Genomic DNA, 15,268 nt, shown 5'->3' with positions numbered 1-15,268 from the left:
GAAATAGCGATGATCGATTCTTTAGATGATTGTCACTATTTCCAACTCTGACTTCCACGGCGTTGAAAGCGATCGTTAGTAAGGTTTAGCCCAGTTCGCGCTGTTGTCGATGACCTTGTCGAGCAGCCCCAGAATCGTTTGGCGCTCGTTGTCATCGAGGCAGGCCATCATGTCGGCTTCGCGCGCCACGAAGCTGGCGAGAATCTTTTTATAGATCCTGCGCCCTGCATCCGTGAGATGCAGTACGAGACGACGGCCATCCCGCACATCGGCACTCCGTACGATCAGCTTCTTGCTCAGCAATTGCCGTACGGCCTTGGAGATGCTGGTTTTTGGCCGACCCGAGACATCGCTGATCTGCTGCGCGTTCAAATCCGGGCGTTGGGTCAGGCAGAACAGGATGATCCACTCAGGACGCGACAGGCCGAACGCCTGCTCCATATTCTTCACAAGCGGGCCGACATAAAAATTCGCCACGTAGTTCAGGCGATAAGCCACCGGGATCGGATTGCCTTTCAGGACAGCCGCCAGTCTCTCGCGGCGGCCGAAATCGCCATCGGGCTCCCACACCGTGTGCCCTTCATCTGCTGGCAAATTCGCGGACTTACTCATTTTCATATCTTTCGGTCGAATGATTCGCTGCTGTCGCCGTCCAGAAAACGTCTGATCGGATCATACCACTGGTGCCGGTTTCGCTCGACGCACAGAAAATGCGAGCCTGGCGACACGATGTGATAGTCCTTGTCGCGCGCCGCCACGCGGGCCAGCAGACGACGCGCGTCGCTATCTGTCGATGTCGTGTCGCCGGCGCCGCGGATGATCAGGGTCGGCATTGTCAGCTTTGCCGGGTCATAGAGCGGCTCACCATTGAACACGGTGACAAGATCCACAAGGGCCCCATTGGGGATGCGCAGCGCCGGCGGACGATGTGACAGGGCGCGAGGATCGGCGGCAGAGAGCGCCGAAAAGATCGCCGCCGCGATGTTCGGTTCGCGGCGACTGGCTGGATCCTCGTTCCCAAGGTCGTCCGTCCAGCGCTGCGTCAGCTCCTCCAAAGTCTGCAGGCGATAGGCGCCAAATCGTGGATGGAGTTGCCGGCGGTTGTCCGGGTTGGCGATACGCTCGAGCCAGGGCTCGTTCCTCTCGGCATAGAGCGGTGCGGACAGCACAAGCCGCGCGACCTTCTGCGGGTATCGGGTTGCATATAGCGCTGCCGTGATTGTGCCCCACGAACTTCCGATCATGTCGAGCGCGGTCGCGTTCTCACGCGCCAGGATGAAGTCAACCGCCGCCCCGATGTCCAGGACGGCATGTTCCAGTGTGCCGAATGGCGGATTGGCGTCCGGTGGCGCGTCCATCACCCGGCCGTTCAATGACAGGCCATAGCCGCGCACATCGATCGCGTAGACCGCGCGGCCGCTGCCCGCCAGTTCGCGCAGCATCGAATATCCAGCGACGGGCAGGTCAAACAGGGTGACTCCGAAGGTCGAACCGTGAATCACCAGGACCGGCCGGAGACCCTTATCCGTGTCCCGGCTCCCCCGTTGAATGAGCCCGAGCCAGACGTCGTCCGTCCCGGGGGCGCGCAGCCGATGCAGGCGGGCCTGTTCGCCGTCCGCTATTCCATCCTCGATCGTTTGCACCATCGCCATTCCCCGGCCCGCCGCTCCGTCTCAAATGAGCTTGGATTCCCCGGGCGCCGAGCATATAGTACATTTATGCACTAACTCGTGCCAATACTAACTATTCTGCCAAACGGCAAATGAAAAAGAATTCGCAGGGGAGACAACCGATGAAGATCACTCGCCGTACCGCCATACAGACCGGCCTCGCCGCCTCCGCCATTCTGGCCGCGCCCAGTATCGTACGTGGGCAAGCCAGGCCAAGTGCGGCCCGCACAATCCGCGCAGTCATGCACGGCGACATCCCGACCTACGACCCGATATGGACGACGGCGAATATGGCCGGCTACCACGGCGGCATGGTCTACGACACCCTGTTCGGCATCGACGGCAACCAGCAGCCCCAGCCGCAAATGGTCGGCCGCCACGGCGTCTCGGACGACAAGCTGACCTACACATTCGAGCTGCGCGACGGGCTCAAGTGGCATGATGGCTCGGCAGTCACCACGGCCGACATCCTGCCCTCCCTGAAACGCTGGGCTGCACGCGACGGCGGCGGCCAGCATCTGATGGAACGGGTCAAGGATCTCGCCGCCAAGGACGAGAAGACATTCAGCATCACACTGCGGGAGCCATATGGTCTGGTGCTGGACGTGCTGGCCAAGACCAACATGCCGATGTGCTTCATGATGCGTAAGAAGGAGGCCGAGACCGATCCGATGCAGAAGATCGATCAGGTCGTCGGCTCCGGGCCTTTCACGCTCAATCTCAACGAAACCAAGCCTGGCACGCAGTATGTATACGACCGCAACCCGAACTACGTGCCGCGCGCGGAAGCCGCATCCGGTATCGCCGGCGGCAAGATCGCCAAGGTCGACCGCGTCATCATGATGAATATGCCGGACGCGCAGACCGCGGTTGCCGCCCTGCAGGCCGGCGAGATCGACTTCTATGAAGTGCCGCCGACCGACCTGTTGCCGCAGCTCGAGAGCGACCGCAACATCAAGATCGAAGTGCTGAACGGGCTTGGCAATGTCGGCCAGGTCCGGCTGAACTACCTGCATCCGCCCTTCGACAACGTCAAAGCGCGACAGGCGATGCTCTACCTCGTCAAGCAGAGCGACGTGCTGAAGGCCACCTTCGGCGATTCGAAGTACGTCAAACAGGTGTCGTCGTATTTTGGCATGGGTACGCCGATGGAGAACGATGCCAATATCGACTGGTTCAAAGGCGGGCAGAACATCGCCAAGGCGCGCGAACTGTTCAAGGAGGCCGGCTATGACGGTCGTCCGATCGTCATCATGCAGGCGACGAATATTGCCGTGATGAGCAACACCAGCCTGGTGATCGCGCAGGCGATGCGCCAGGCCGGCCTGAACGTGCAGGTCGAGGCTATGGACTGGTCGAACGTCGTGCAGCGTCGCGCCAGCAAGGCCCCGCCGAACCAGGGCGGCTGGAACATCTTCATCACCTGGTCGGGCGGGGCCGCCATCGGCAATCCGATCCTGCTCTCCGCCCATGCCGCAACCGGCGACAAAGCCTGGTTCGGCTGGCCCTCCGATGCCAAGCATGAGGAACTACGCAACAAATGGGCCCTGGCCCCGACGCTGGACGCCCGCAAGGCTGTGGCCCGCGAGCTGCAGGCCAATGCGTGGAATTTCGTGCCCCAGCTCTATTACGGACAATGGGTGCAGCCCGCGGCCATGCGCCGCAATCTGCGCGGCGTGATCCCGGTCGCCGAGATTGTGCCATGGTGGAATGCGGAGAAGGTGTAACCTGATCACGCCCCCCTGAGGCGCGGAGGCGCAGACCAGTCCTCCGCGTCTCGGGGGCGGCTTCTCTGTCAGAAGAGGCAAGATCGGGAGCACTAGATGACCGCGTATATCATTCGGCGCCTGCTCATGACGATCCCCGTCATGGGCCTGGTCGCCGTCTTTGTCTTCTTTCTGCTTCATCTCTCTCCCGGCGACCCGGCAGCCATCATGGCCGGGGACAATGCCTCCCCCGAGAGCATCGTGGAAATCCGCCACAAGCTTGGGCTGGACGAGCCGTTGTGGCGGCAGCTCGTGGTCTGGCTCGCCAATCTGGCGTCGGGCGACCTTGGCCGCTCGATGTTCTGGGGCGATCCGGTTACCACGCTGATCGCCCAGCGTGCCGAACCGACCATCTCTCTCGCCCTGACCACGATCCTGTTCGCCGTGACGGTCGCGGTCTGCCTTGGCGTGGTGGCTGCAGCCAACGTTGGACGGGTTGTCGACCGCTTCGTGATGGGCCTCGCCGTCGCAGGCTTCTCTGTTCCGGTCTTCGTTGTCGGATACCTGCTCATCTTTTTGTTCTCCATCGAACTTCGCTGGCTGCCGGTGCAGGGCTATACGCCGATCGCCGAGGGCATCCTGCCCTGGCTTCACAATCTTATCCTGCCAACGCTGGCGCTCGGTCTCGCCTACGTGGCCCTGATCGCGCGCATCACGCGCACGACCATGCTCGACGTGCTGGCAGAGGATTACATCCGCACCGCCAACGCCAAGGGGGTAGCTAGAGCCCCAATGCTCCTGCGCCATGCCCTCAAGAACGCGGCCGTGCCGATCGTAACGGTCGTAGGCATTGGTGTGGCATTGCTGATCGGCGGCGTGGTGATCACCGAGACGGTGTTCAACATCCCGGGCATCGGCCGGCTTGTCGTCGACGCGATCGCACGGCGCGACTATCCGATCATTCAGGGCGTCATCATGATCTTCTCCGGCATCTATGTGCTGGTGAACCTGCTCGTCGACCTGTCCTACACCTTCCTCGACCCGCGCATTCGGTATTGAGATGGCAGCCTTTTCCCAGATACGCAGCCGAAGCCCCGGCCTTCCCGCCCGCCTTGCCGAATTCGGACGGCGCAATCCGACAATCGTGATCGGCGCCACGATCCTGGTTTTCATGGCATGCGTCGCAATCCTGGCGCCGTTCCTGGCGGGCGATCCGACCTTCATCAATCCCGTGGACCGGCTGCAGCGCCCCTCTGCAGTGCACTATTTTGGCACCGATCATCTCGGCCGGGACATCTTCGCGCGCTGCGTCTACGGGGCCCGCGTGTCGCTGGTTGTCGGGCTGTCGGTGGCAGCTCTCGCAGTGGCCGGCGGGCTCGCCATCGGACTTGCTGCCGGCTACCTGCGAAGCGTCGATAATCTGGTGATGCGGTTTATGGATGGATTGATGGCTATTCCGGCAATTCTTCTGGCCATCGCCCTCGTATCTCTCAATCAGGCCGGCGTCGGAATCGTCGTTGTGGCGATCACCATCCCTGAGATCCCCCGCGTCGTGCGTCTGGTACGTTCCGTCGTGCTGACCACCCGCGAGCAGCTCTATATCGACGCGGCGATCAGCGGCGGCAGCCGCAGGCGTAAGATCATCCTGCGTCATATCCTCCCGAGCACGATCCCGCCGCTGATCGTCCAGGCAACCTACGTGGCCGCGTCGGCGATCCTGACCGAGGCCGGGTTGTCTTTCCTCGGCGCCGGCGTGCCACCCGAGACGCCGACCTGGGGCAATATCGTCGCCTCGAGCCGGCTGCTTCTGGCCCTCGCACCCTGGACAATTTTCTTCCCCGGTGCCTGTCTCGCCCTCGTTGTCCTGGCCATCAATCTGCTGGGTGACGGATTGCGCGATCATCTCGATCCGCGCCTGGCACGACGGATGTAGGCGATGCCCCCCCCCGTTCTCGAAGTTCAGAACCTCCACACCCAGTTCTTTACCCGCGACGGCGTCGTGCGCGCCGTAGACGGCCTGTCTTTCAGTGTCGGCGCGAAAGAGACGTTATCAATTGTCGGCGAATCCGGCTGCGGAAAGAGCGTGACCGCGCTATCGATCATGCGCCTCATCCCGGAGACCAGTGGCCGCATCGTATCCGGCGCGGTGCATTTCGGCGGGACCGATCTGACGCGCCTGCCAGAAGCGCAGATGCGCGGCATCCGCGGCAACCGCATCGCCATGGTCTTTCAGGAGCCGATGACGTCGCTCAACCCGGTGATGACCATCGGCGACCAGATCGCCGAGACCGTCATGATCCATCAGGGTTTGGCGCGTGTAGCGGCGCTTGAGCGGGCCCGAGACATGCTCGATCTGGTCCGTATTCCCGATGCAAAGCGTCGCCTGGGCGACTATCCGCATCAGCTCTCCGGTGGAATGCGGCAGCGTGTCATGATCGCGATGGCGCTGTCTTGCAATCCCATGGTGCTGATTGCCGACGAACCCACCACCGCGCTTGATGTCACGATCCAGGCACAAATCCTGAAGCTTATGCGTGAGCTCAAGGACAGACTGGATGCCGCAATCATCCTGATCACCCACGATCTCGGCGTCGTCGCGGAAACCGCGCAACGCGTAATCATCATGTATGCCGGGCGCAAGGTCGAGGAGGCGCCGGTGCTCGAACTCTTCGATCGCCCGCTACATCCCTACACGCGCGGCCTCATGGCCTCGATCCCGCGCGGTCGCCGTGCCGGAACCGCCACGCGACGGCTGGCGGAAATTCCCGGTATCGTGCCATCCCTGCGCGAGCCAATTGTGGGATGCGCCTTTGCACCGCGGTGCGGGTCTGCCACCGCGCATTGCCGCGCCGAGGCCCCACCGCTCACCGAGCCTGTACCGGGCCACATCGTGGCCTGCTGGGAAGCCGGCCGGAGCATATCCGCATGACGGCGCCGGTACTCGAAGTCGACAATCTGATCAAGCATTTCCCCGTCCTTCGCGGCCTGCTTCGCCATGCCGTGGGCCAGATCAGGGCCGTCGACGGCGTCTCCTTCGCCCTGCGCGGCGGCGAAACCCTGTGCCTGGTTGGCGAATCCGGCTGCGGCAAGTCGACCGTCGGCCGCCTGCTGGTCAAGCTGATGCAGCCGACCTCGGGCCGCATCCTGCTCGACGGGGTCGACGTGACGCATCTCGACGAGGAAGCCATGCGGCCGCACCGCCGGCGGATCCAGCTGGTGTTCCAGGATCCTTATGCGTCGCTCAATCCGCGGCTCACGGTCGGCCAAATCGTCGGGGAGCCTCTGGAGAATTTCGAGGATCTGACCCGCACGGCCCGCGAGGAAAAGGCCGCGATGTTGCTGGAGCGGGTCGGCTTGCGCGCCGACGCCCTGGTCAAGTATCCGTTCGAATTCTCCGGCGGTCAGCGCCAGCGGCTCGGCCTGGCGCGCGCCTTGGCGCTGCAGCCGGCGGTGATCGTGGCCGACGAGCCGGTCTCAGCGCTCGACGTCTCCGTGCAGGCGCAGGTCATCAACCTGATGATGGATCTGCAGGAGGAATTCAACCTTGCCTATCTCTTCATCTCGCACGACCTTGGCGTTGTCGAGCATATCGCGCACCGCGTGGCGGTCATGTATCTGGGCCGCATCGTCGAGATGGCGGACAAGGAGGCACTGTTTGCCCAGCCCCTGCATCCCTATGCGGAAGCCCTGATTGCCGCCGCCCCTGTGGCCGATCCGCGCGCCCGGCGTCGCGAGCTGGTGATCGAGGGCGATGTGCCCAGCCCGATGAACCCGCCTTCGGGCTGTCACTTCCACACACGCTGTCCCTATGCGTTCGATCGCTGCCGGATCGAATCCCCTGATTTGCGGGAAGTGACGCCAGGCCACTGGGTGTCCTGCCACCTCCGCGAAACAGCGCGACCGTGATCTGTTCAACTTGGCTTTTGGGACGGGCACCTTGCCGACGATTTCATCGCGGCCAGTAGATTATGAGTGTTTGCAGGCAGATCTAGATATATCGAGCTTGTAAAAGTCCGCGGCATTATCCGAATAGATCTGCTGCTTTTCTGAATGTGTCAGCCCAATTAACGCCTGTTCGCTAAGCTCGATCCAATCAGAATACTGGCCCGCCAGTGTCATAACAGGCCAATCGCTACCCCAAATCAGCCGCGATGGCCCGAAGAGATCGAGCAATATCTGCATCGCTGGCAGCAGATCGCCGTCTTGCCAGCCCGCCCCTGCTTCGGTCAGCAGGCCAGACAGCTTGCAATAGACCTGCTGATGCCGCGCGAGCTTACGCATATCATCGCGCCAGGCCACCAGTGCCAGCGCATTGCCGCGCCAAGCCCGCAGTTTGGGCTTGGCGCCGTGATCAATCACCATCGGCAAATCGGGATGGCGCCGCACCAAAGTCTCGATCGCCGGAAGATGCTGAGGATGCACCAACGCATCGAAACTCAATCCCTGTTGCACCATGGTGCGCAGTACGGGCTTGAATGCGGGCTGCAGAATCCATTCCGGATCGGCTATGAACTCCAGCATGGGACGCAGGCCACGCAGCTTATCTTGCCCCGCCCGATATTCGACCTGCGCGACTGCATCTTTGGCGGTGAAATCCACCCAGCCGACGACGCCGAGAACATTTGCCGTGACTGCCGCGATTTCGAGCATGAAATCTGTTTCGCGCGCCGTCGCATCTGCCTGAACGAGTACAGTACCGTCGATACCTGTGGCCTTCAGCAGTGGTGCTAGGTCGGACGGTAGGAAATCGCGTCTGATGACCGCATGCGGCGCCTGCATCCAGGCATAATCGCTGCGGCCTAGCTGCCAGTAATGCTGATGGGCGTCGATCCGCATGATCAGTCCGGCCCCAGCGGTGCCTCGGCCGGCAGCAGCCCCTCGGCACGCAACTCCTGCCACAGCGCCGCGGGGATAATGCGGCTGAACAGGTCGAGGTTTGTGGCCATCTCGGCCGCACTGCGCGCACCGGGCACCACCGATACGACGGCTGGGTGGAAGGATGGAAATTGCAATGCAGCCGCCGCGAGCGGCACGTTATGCCGATGACACACGGCCTCAAGCCGTGCTGTATGCGTCATAATTTCGGCTGACGCTGGCATGTAATCGTAGCGTGCACCCGGCACTGCCCCGGTGGCCAGAATGCCAGAATTGAATGCACCACCAATCACTACGCCGATGCCGCGCTTAATGCAGGCCGGAAGGAAGCTGTAAAGCGCTGACTGATCGAGCAGTGAATAGCGCCCGGCCAGCAGGAAGCAATCCGGATCAGCATCTGCCAGCAGACGGTCGCAGATCTGCCATTCATTGACGCCAAGTCCAATGGCACCGACAACGCCTTCTCCGCGCAGCCTGTCCAGCGCGCGATACGCGCCGTCCATGGCGTCGCCGTAGCGTTCAGTCAGCGCAGCGCCATGCTGCACCGTATCAAGGTCATGAATGTAGACAATGTCCACATAGTCAAGGCCAAGCCGCAGCAGGCTGGCTTCCAGCGAGCGCAGCGTGCCGTCGTAGCTGTAATCGCAACGGCGCGGCCCGCCTTCCAGGCCGACATACAACCCGTCGTCGCGGATACCGACGCCCGGTTCGATCAGCCAGCCGACCTTGCTCGACAGCACATAATCACTACGCGGCCGCCGGGCCAGTGCACGTCCCATACGTCGCTCGCTCAGGCCGCTGCCGTAGAGCGGCGCGGTGTCGAAATAGCGAACCCCGCCTTGCCAGGCGGCATCGATGACACGCTCGGCCTCGGCCTCTTCCACCGCCTGATACAGGTTGCCCAACGGCGCGCCGCCGAGGCCGAGACGGGTCAGCGAGAGATTGCCGCGGCCCAGAATGCGCCTGCGCGCTGCGCGTTCGACGACACCCTGCATATCAGCAGACATAGCCGGCCGCGTTAAGGGCGATCACGCCCTTGCGCAATATTACATTGGCGTAAGGCCGTGCATCGGCCGTACTGACGACGGCGAAGGCCTGGGTTGCCCGTTCGTAAAACGCGTTGCGGTCGGTCTGCTCGATCTTGCCGTGCGAAGCCAGCACGACCGAGAGATCAGCCAAGGCCGGCGCCGTCTGATCCTGCGACCGGGCGGGGGCCATCAGGGCGATAGGTGCAGCGACGAATTCATCGAGCGGCAGCAGACTGAGCACGGCCTTGCTCAGCCGCGTCGTGCTGTCGGCGGTGGTTTGCACGAGCAGGCGCGCCAGCTTCGCGGCCGGGAAATTCGCGTCGGCGATCACCAACTCGTCGCCATGCCCCATGCTGGCGAGAACGTGCAGAAGATCGGGTGGCAACTGCGCCGAAATACCAATCAACATAGGTTGCCTGCTTTCATCGATAAAGTCCCGGGCCGCACACGGCGGCCCGGGTGTTACAAGGTTCAGTTCGTCTTCCTGATATTCCAGTAGACCGGAATGGCGGCCTTCGGAATATCGGTCAGGCTGGTCGAGATGCCGCGCACCAGGTGCAGCTGGCCGAGCGGCACATAGGGCACCACCTGGTTGGCGCGCAGCTGCAGCTGCTTGGCGATATCCTGCCGCTTGGCCAGATCCGGCGTCACGGCAAACTCGGTACGCAGCTTCTCGATCTGGTCATCGCAGGGCCAGCCGAACCAGGAGGCATCGCAGTTGGAGCGCAGACCGAGATGGCCCAATGGGTCCATCATGTCGGCACCAGTCGGCGCCGAGATGAACAGCGACCAGCCGCCTTCGTTGGTCGGCTTCTTGCTGGTGCGCCGGGCCGTGAGCGTACCCCAGTCCATCGCCTGCGGGTCGACCTTGAGGCCGATGTCGCGCATCAGCTGTTCGGCGACCGAGGAGAAGGTATTGGTGATACCGGCTTCGGTGCCATGCAGCACGACAACCGGCGTACCGTCATAGCCAGACTCCTTCACCAGCTGGCGTGCCTTGGCCAGATCCTGCTTCACCCATCCCGCATCCGTGTAGTACGGCGACGAGCACATATAGAAGGACGGGCAGTCCTTATAGAGTGCCGGTATATCCACATAGGCCCGCATGAAGATATTCTGATCCACCATGTAGCGAATGGCTTCGCGGATTTTCGGATTGTTGAACGGCGGCTGGATGCTGTTCATGCGGAACACCACCTGCACACCGAGCGAGTCCTGCGGCGCGACCTTGACTTTCCGGTTCTTCGACAGAAGCGCGAGCATATCCGGCGGCACTTCCTCGAAGATGTCGATCTCGCCAGCCTGCAAAGCATTCAGCGCGGTCTGCGCATCCGGCATGTAGAGCCACTCGACGCGGTCGATATTCGCCTGCTTGGCGCCGGCCAACCCCGAAGCGGCATCGCTGCGCGGCTTGTAGTTCGGGTTCTTCACATAGACGACCTTGGAGCCCGGTACCCATTCATCCTTCTTCATGATGAAGGGCCCAGAACCGACCGGATCGGTCAGCGATTCCGTCGCCGGGGTCTTGGCGATGCGCTCCGGCATGATGAACGGCACGCCCGAACTCGGCTTGCCCAGCGCATCCAGCACCAGGCCCCATTTCTGCTTCAGCACCAGTTTGGTGGTCTTGGCGTCCACCGCTTCCAGGCTGGCGGTATTGGCGAACAGCTGCTGGCCGAGTCCATCGCGCTGGCCCCAGCGCTTCAGCGAGGCGACTACGTCAGCGGACGTCACCGGCGTCTTGTCGTGGAAAGTCAGGCCGTCACGCAGGGTGAAGGTCCAGGTCAGGCCATCGGCGCTGGTCTCGTATTTCTCCAGCATCTGCGGCTTGATCTGCAGCTTTTCGTCCATGGCGAACAGCGTGTCATAGATCATGTAGCCGTGATTGCGCGCCATATAATCCGAATTGGTGACCGGATCGATACCCTTCAGATCGCCGAAGGGACGCACGCGCAGCACATTGCCCTGCGCCGCGGCGATGCCGGTCTGCAGCAGCAGGGCCGCGACGGCCGTGGCTGCCAGCAGTTTGAGTGACTTGATTCTAAGCATGATTTCCTCCGTGGTCGTTTCTGTTGTTGGGTTACGCGTTTTCGATGTGATGGCAGGCAACAAAATGCTGTGGAACGATCTCGCGCGGGGCCGGAGCCGCCTCGGCACAGAGCGCCGTCGCCTTCGGGCAGCGCGTGCGGAAGCGGCAGCCGCTGGGCAGTGCACTGGCGCTTGGTACCTCGCCCTGCAGCAGGCTGCGGCGCTTGCGGCGCGTCGGATCTGGTGACGGCACGGCATCCAGCAAAGCGCGTGAATACGGATGCAAGGCTGCGCTGAAAAATCGCTGCCGCGGCGCCACTTCGACAATGGCACCGAGATACATCACTGCCACGGTGGTACTGACATACTCGACTACGCCGAGATCGTGACTGATGAAGAGATAGGACAGGCCAAGATCGCGCTGCAGATCGGCCAGCAGGTTCAGGATCTGGGCCTGCACTGAAACATCCAGCGCCGAGACCGGTTCGTCAGCCACCACCACGGAGGGATTAAGCGCCAGCGCCCGGGCAATGCCGAGCCGCTGGCGCTGCCCGCCTGAGAACTGATGCGGATAACGGTCGCGCTGGTAGCGCGCGAGGCCGACCCGGTCGAACAGGGCGTCGACCTGTGCATTGCGAGCAGCCGCATCACCCTTGCCGTAATTGACCAGCGGTTCGCCGACGATATCGGCGGCATTGAGCCGCGGATTGAGCGAGGCGAACGGGTCCTGGAATACCATCTGGATCCGCTGTCGCGCCTGGCGCAGCGCCTCGCCCTGCATGCCGGCCAGATCCTGGCCATCCAGCAGAACGGTGCCGGCGGTCGGTTCAATCAGGCGCAGGATCAGTTTGGCAATGGTGGACTTTCCGCAACCGCTTTCGCCGACCAGCGCCAGCGTCTCGCCGCGCGGCAATGTGAAGGAAACGCCGTCGACGGCGCGTACGGCGCCATGTCCGCCGCCGCCAAAGAGCCTGCGACGGAAGGGGTAATGTTTGACCAAATCGCGGACTTCAAGCGCCGGAGAGACATTTGGCGCGGTCATAGCGCACCTGCCTTGCGCGGCATCGGCTGCGCGGCGTGCCAGCAGGCGGCAGCATGACCGGCACCGAAATCCTGCAGAGCAGGCACGGTCGCGCAGACGTCATTGGCCAGCGCACAGCGCGGCGCAAAGGCGCAACCTGGCGGCATGTCGAACGGCGACGGCACGGTGCCCTTGATTTCCTGCAGCCTCGACACACCCCGGCCGCCACGATGCAACGCCATATGCGGTACCGACTCCATCAGGCCGCGCGTATAGGGATGATGCGGATGGGCGAACAGCGCACTGACACTGGCCTGCTCCACGGCGCGACCGGCATAGAGCACGACGACGCGGTCCGCCACTTCAGCGACCACGCCCAGATCATGCGTGATCATGATCACCGCTGCCCCGGTCTCAGCACGGATTTCATCCAGCAGGGCGAGGATCTGTGCCTGGATGGTGACATCCAGCGCCGTGGTCGGTTCATCGGCAATCAGAAGCTGCGGGCTGCAGGCCAGCGCCATGGCGATCATCACACGTTGGCGCATGCCACCGGACAGCTGGTGCGGATACTGGCCGAGACGCCGCGTCGCATCGGGAATGCGCACGCGTTCCAGCAGGCGGACGGTCTTCTGGTCAGCCTCGTGACGCGTCAACCCCTGATGCAGACGCAGCACCTCCCCGATCTGCCGCCCAATGGTCAGCACCGGATTGAGTGAGGTCATCGGTTCCTGGAAGATCATGGCGATGCGGTTGCCGCGAATCTGGCGCATCGCCGGTTCGTCGAGCGTGGCAAGATCGGTACCGTCGAACAGAAGGCGGCCGGCAGAAATGCGCCCGATTCCCTTGGGCAGTAGCCGCAGAAGCGCAAGCGCAGTGATGCTCTTGCCGCAGCCGCTTTCACCGACCAGACAGAGCGTCTCGCCGCGCTGGACAGTGAAAGACAGATCATGCAGCACCGGCATGACACCCTGTGGCAGCGCGAGGTTGACGCTGAGGTTTTCGACACTGAGCAGAGGCCCGACATTCTGGGGGGCGATCATTTCGCCCCCTTACCGGCAAGACGCGGATCGATGGCGTCGCGCAGCGCGTCGCCGACCACGTTCACCGTCAGCACCAGAATCGCCAGCAGCACGCCAGGAAATGCCGCCATCCAGGGCGCGCGCTGCAGATACTGGCGACCCTCGGCCATCATGTTACCCCAGCTGGCCACTTCGGGCGGCGTGCCCGCGCCCAGGAAAGACAGCACGGCTTCCAGGATCATGGCAGAGGCAAAGACATAGGTGGCCTGCACCAGCACCGGCGCCACCGTATTGGGCAGCACATGCCGCACGAGCAGGCGCGGCAGTCTCGTACCATTGGTGATCGCGGCATCGATATAGGGCTGCTCGCGGATGCTGAGCACGGCGCTGCGCACCAGCCGCGCCATGCGCGGGATTTCCGGAATACTGATCGCGATCACCACATTCTGCAGGCTGGAGCCGAACAGGGACATCAGCGCAATGGCCAGCAGCACGCCGGGCACCGCCATGATGCCGTCCATCACCCGCATCACAATGTCGTCGAGTTTGCGCAGGAAGCCCGACAGCAGCCCAATGGCGACACCCGCCAGCGTGACTGCCACAGCGACCAGGATGCCAACGGCGAGCGACACCCGCGTCCCGTTCAGACTGCGCGATAGGACGGAACGGCCGAGGTGGTCGGTGCCAAACCAGAATGCCTCACCCGGTGGGCGCAGGCGGTAGATTGGATTGATCGCTTTGGGGTCTGGCAGCAGATACGGCGAGATTAGCGCAACGACGACGGCGACGAGCAACACCACAAGTCCGAACAAGATGGTCGGGTGGCGGCGCAGGAAGCTGATGTAGGCTGCGGCGCGGCGCGGCCGCATGACCGTGTCTGCAGTTTCCGAGACAGCCATGGCGCTACAACCTGATGCGCGGATCGAACAGCATATAGCTGAGATCGACCAGCAGATTGACGATGACATAGACGCCGGCAAACAGCAGGATCAGGCCCTGCACCACGGGATAGTCGCGCCGCATGATGGCATCGGCGGTCAGGCGCCCGAGACCGGGGATGTTAAACACCGTCTCGGTCACCACCACGCCNNGCATTCTTCAGCGCATGACCGATCAGCACCGGCTGCGGCGCCAGCCCCTTGGCATGCGCGGTGCGGACGTAGTCCTCCGCCAGCACTTCCAGCATGCTGGCACGGGTGACGCGGGCGAGCAGGGCCGCGTAGAGCAGCGCCAGCGTGATGGCCGGCAGCGTCATGCTTCGCAGGCTATCGAAGACGCCTTGCGCCAGCGGCACGTAACCCTGGGTCGGAAACCATTCCAGCCCCAGCGCAAAGACATAGACGAGTAAGAAACCGATCACGAAGACCGGCGTGGAGAAGCCGAGCACGGCAAAGCCCATGACGGCGCGATCCACCCAGCTGCCTGCGCGATAGGCGGCGACCACACCCAGCGGCAGTGCAAAGGCGATTGACAGCACGACAGTATACAGGGTCAGCACCAGGGTGGGTTCAATCCGCTGGGCGATCAGGGTCATCACCGGCAGACGAGAGAAAATCGAGGTGCCGAGATCGCCTTGGGCCAGACGACCGAACCACGCATAAAGCTGCTCCAGGATCGGGCGGTTGAGGCCGAGCTGCTGGCGGATGGCTTCTACCTGCTGGGTGGTGGCGTAATCGCCGGCAATCACCACGGCCGGGTCGCCGGGTGTCAGCTGAAGCAGGAAAAAGACGAAAACCGCGACCAGCCCGAGTACCGGAATGGTGGCCAGAATTCGTCGCACGACATACCCGATCAAACTGCCATCCCCGCTGCGTTCCCGAAGTGCCCGCCCCTCGACTAGCGACTCCGATCTCTCCATGTAAAACGTTTCAAAGACCAGTGCCAGAAATTCCGGCGGCTGGCAAGCGGCTCCAAAATG

The 15,268-nt window shown here is 62.8% G+C and carries 14 protein-coding genes and 1 pseudogene; 5 read left to right on the top strand and 10 right to left on the bottom strand.

Annotation, left to right across the window (positions count from 1 at the left end; all coding sequences use genetic code 11):
* Positions 1-75: 75 nt before the first annotated feature.
* Both CTR53_RS09905 and CTR53_RS09900 read right to left on the bottom strand, forming a co-directional pair.
* Positions 76-618, bottom strand: coding sequence for a MarR family winged helix-turn-helix transcriptional regulator (locus CTR53_RS09905; protein ID WP_290812206.1), 543 nt, complete (start codon positions 616-618; stop codon positions 76-78).
* Complete coding sequence (locus tag CTR53_RS09900) at positions 615-1,646, bottom strand: alpha/beta fold hydrolase (protein ID WP_290812203.1); 1,032 nt, start codon at positions 1,644-1,646, stop codon at positions 615-617. The genes CTR53_RS09905 and CTR53_RS09900 overlap by 4 nt, the downstream gene beginning before the upstream one ends.
* A 146-nt stretch (positions 1,647-1,792) precedes the next feature.
* Between CTR53_RS09900 and CTR53_RS09895 the strand changes: the two genes are divergently transcribed.
* From CTR53_RS09895 to CTR53_RS09875, 5 genes are all read left to right on the top strand, one after another.
* Complete coding sequence (locus tag CTR53_RS09895) at positions 1,793-3,397, top strand: ABC transporter substrate-binding protein (RefSeq protein ID WP_290812201.1); 1,605 nt, start codon at positions 1,793-1,795, stop codon at positions 3,395-3,397.
* Between the two features lie 96 nt (positions 3,398-3,493).
* A complete protein-coding gene (locus tag CTR53_RS09890; RefSeq protein WP_290812198.1) occupies positions 3,494-4,435 on the top strand; it encodes an ABC transporter permease in 942 nt (313 codons plus the stop codon).
* 1 nt (position 4,436) lies between these two features.
* Entirely contained in the window at positions 4,437-5,309 is an 873-nt protein-coding gene (locus tag CTR53_RS09885) for an ABC transporter permease (protein WP_290812195.1), read from the top strand.
* A gap of 3 nt (positions 5,310-5,312) precedes the next feature.
* Positions 5,313-6,305, top strand: coding sequence for an ABC transporter ATP-binding protein (locus tag CTR53_RS09880; RefSeq protein WP_290812192.1), 993 nt, complete (start codon positions 5,313-5,315; stop codon positions 6,303-6,305).
* Positions 6,302-7,282: an ABC transporter ATP-binding protein gene (locus tag CTR53_RS09875; protein WP_290812189.1), complete on the top strand. Its 981-nt coding sequence runs from the start codon at positions 6,302-6,304 to the stop codon at positions 7,280-7,282. The genes CTR53_RS09880 and CTR53_RS09875 overlap by 4 nt, the downstream gene beginning before the upstream one ends.
* Before the next feature lie 60 nt (positions 7,283-7,342).
* Here CTR53_RS09875 and CTR53_RS09870 read toward each other — a convergent pair whose 3' ends face one another.
* The 8 genes and pseudogenes from CTR53_RS09870 to CTR53_RS09835 all read right to left on the bottom strand — a co-directional run bounded on the left by CTR53_RS09870 (position 7,343) and on the right by CTR53_RS09835 (position 15,208).
* Positions 7,343-8,212 carry an amidohydrolase gene (locus tag CTR53_RS09870; RefSeq protein WP_290812186.1) on the bottom strand — a complete coding sequence of 290 codons (870 nt, stop codon included), beginning with the start codon at positions 8,210-8,212 and terminating at the stop codon, positions 7,343-7,345.
* Between the two features lie 2 nt (positions 8,213-8,214).
* Positions 8,215-9,258 carry an aldo/keto reductase gene (locus CTR53_RS09865; RefSeq protein WP_290812183.1) on the bottom strand — a complete coding sequence of 348 codons (1,044 nt, stop codon included), beginning with the start codon at positions 9,256-9,258 and terminating at the stop codon, positions 8,215-8,217.
* Positions 9,248-9,688: an RbsD/FucU domain-containing protein gene (locus CTR53_RS09860; protein ID WP_290812180.1), complete on the bottom strand. Its 441-nt coding sequence runs from the start codon at positions 9,686-9,688 to the stop codon at positions 9,248-9,250. The genes CTR53_RS09865 and CTR53_RS09860 overlap by 11 nt, the downstream gene beginning before the upstream one ends.
* A gap of 62 nt (positions 9,689-9,750) precedes the next feature.
* Positions 9,751-11,328: an ABC transporter substrate-binding protein gene (locus CTR53_RS09855; protein ID WP_290812177.1), complete on the bottom strand. Its 1,578-nt coding sequence runs from the start codon at positions 11,326-11,328 to the stop codon at positions 9,751-9,753.
* A 31-nt stretch (positions 11,329-11,359) separates the two neighbouring features.
* The gene (locus CTR53_RS09850; protein WP_290812173.1) at positions 11,360-12,349 is read right to left on the bottom strand and encodes an ABC transporter ATP-binding protein; all 990 of its coding nucleotides are present in this window, start codon (positions 12,347-12,349) and stop codon (positions 11,360-11,362) included.
* Positions 12,346-13,371, bottom strand: coding sequence for an ABC transporter ATP-binding protein (locus tag CTR53_RS09845; protein ID WP_290812170.1), 1,026 nt, complete (start codon positions 13,369-13,371; stop codon positions 12,346-12,348). The genes CTR53_RS09850 and CTR53_RS09845 overlap by 4 nt, the downstream gene beginning before the upstream one ends.
* A complete protein-coding gene (locus CTR53_RS09840) occupies positions 13,368-14,249 on the bottom strand; it encodes an ABC transporter permease (RefSeq protein WP_290812167.1) in 882 nt (293 codons plus the stop codon). Before CTR53_RS09840 ends, CTR53_RS09845 begins: the two co-directional genes overlap by 4 nt.
* A 4-nt stretch (positions 14,250-14,253) precedes the next feature.
* Positions 14,254-15,208: pseudogene (locus tag CTR53_RS09835) on the bottom strand (ABC transporter permease).
* Positions 15,209-15,268: the final 60 nt, after the last annotated feature.

It is taken from the genome of Ferrovibrio sp., assembly GCF_002796975.1.
Lineage (GTDB): Bacteria > Pseudomonadota > Alphaproteobacteria > Ferrovibrionales > Ferrovibrionaceae > Ferrovibrio.
This window is presented reverse-complemented; position numbering and strand designations above follow the sequence as displayed.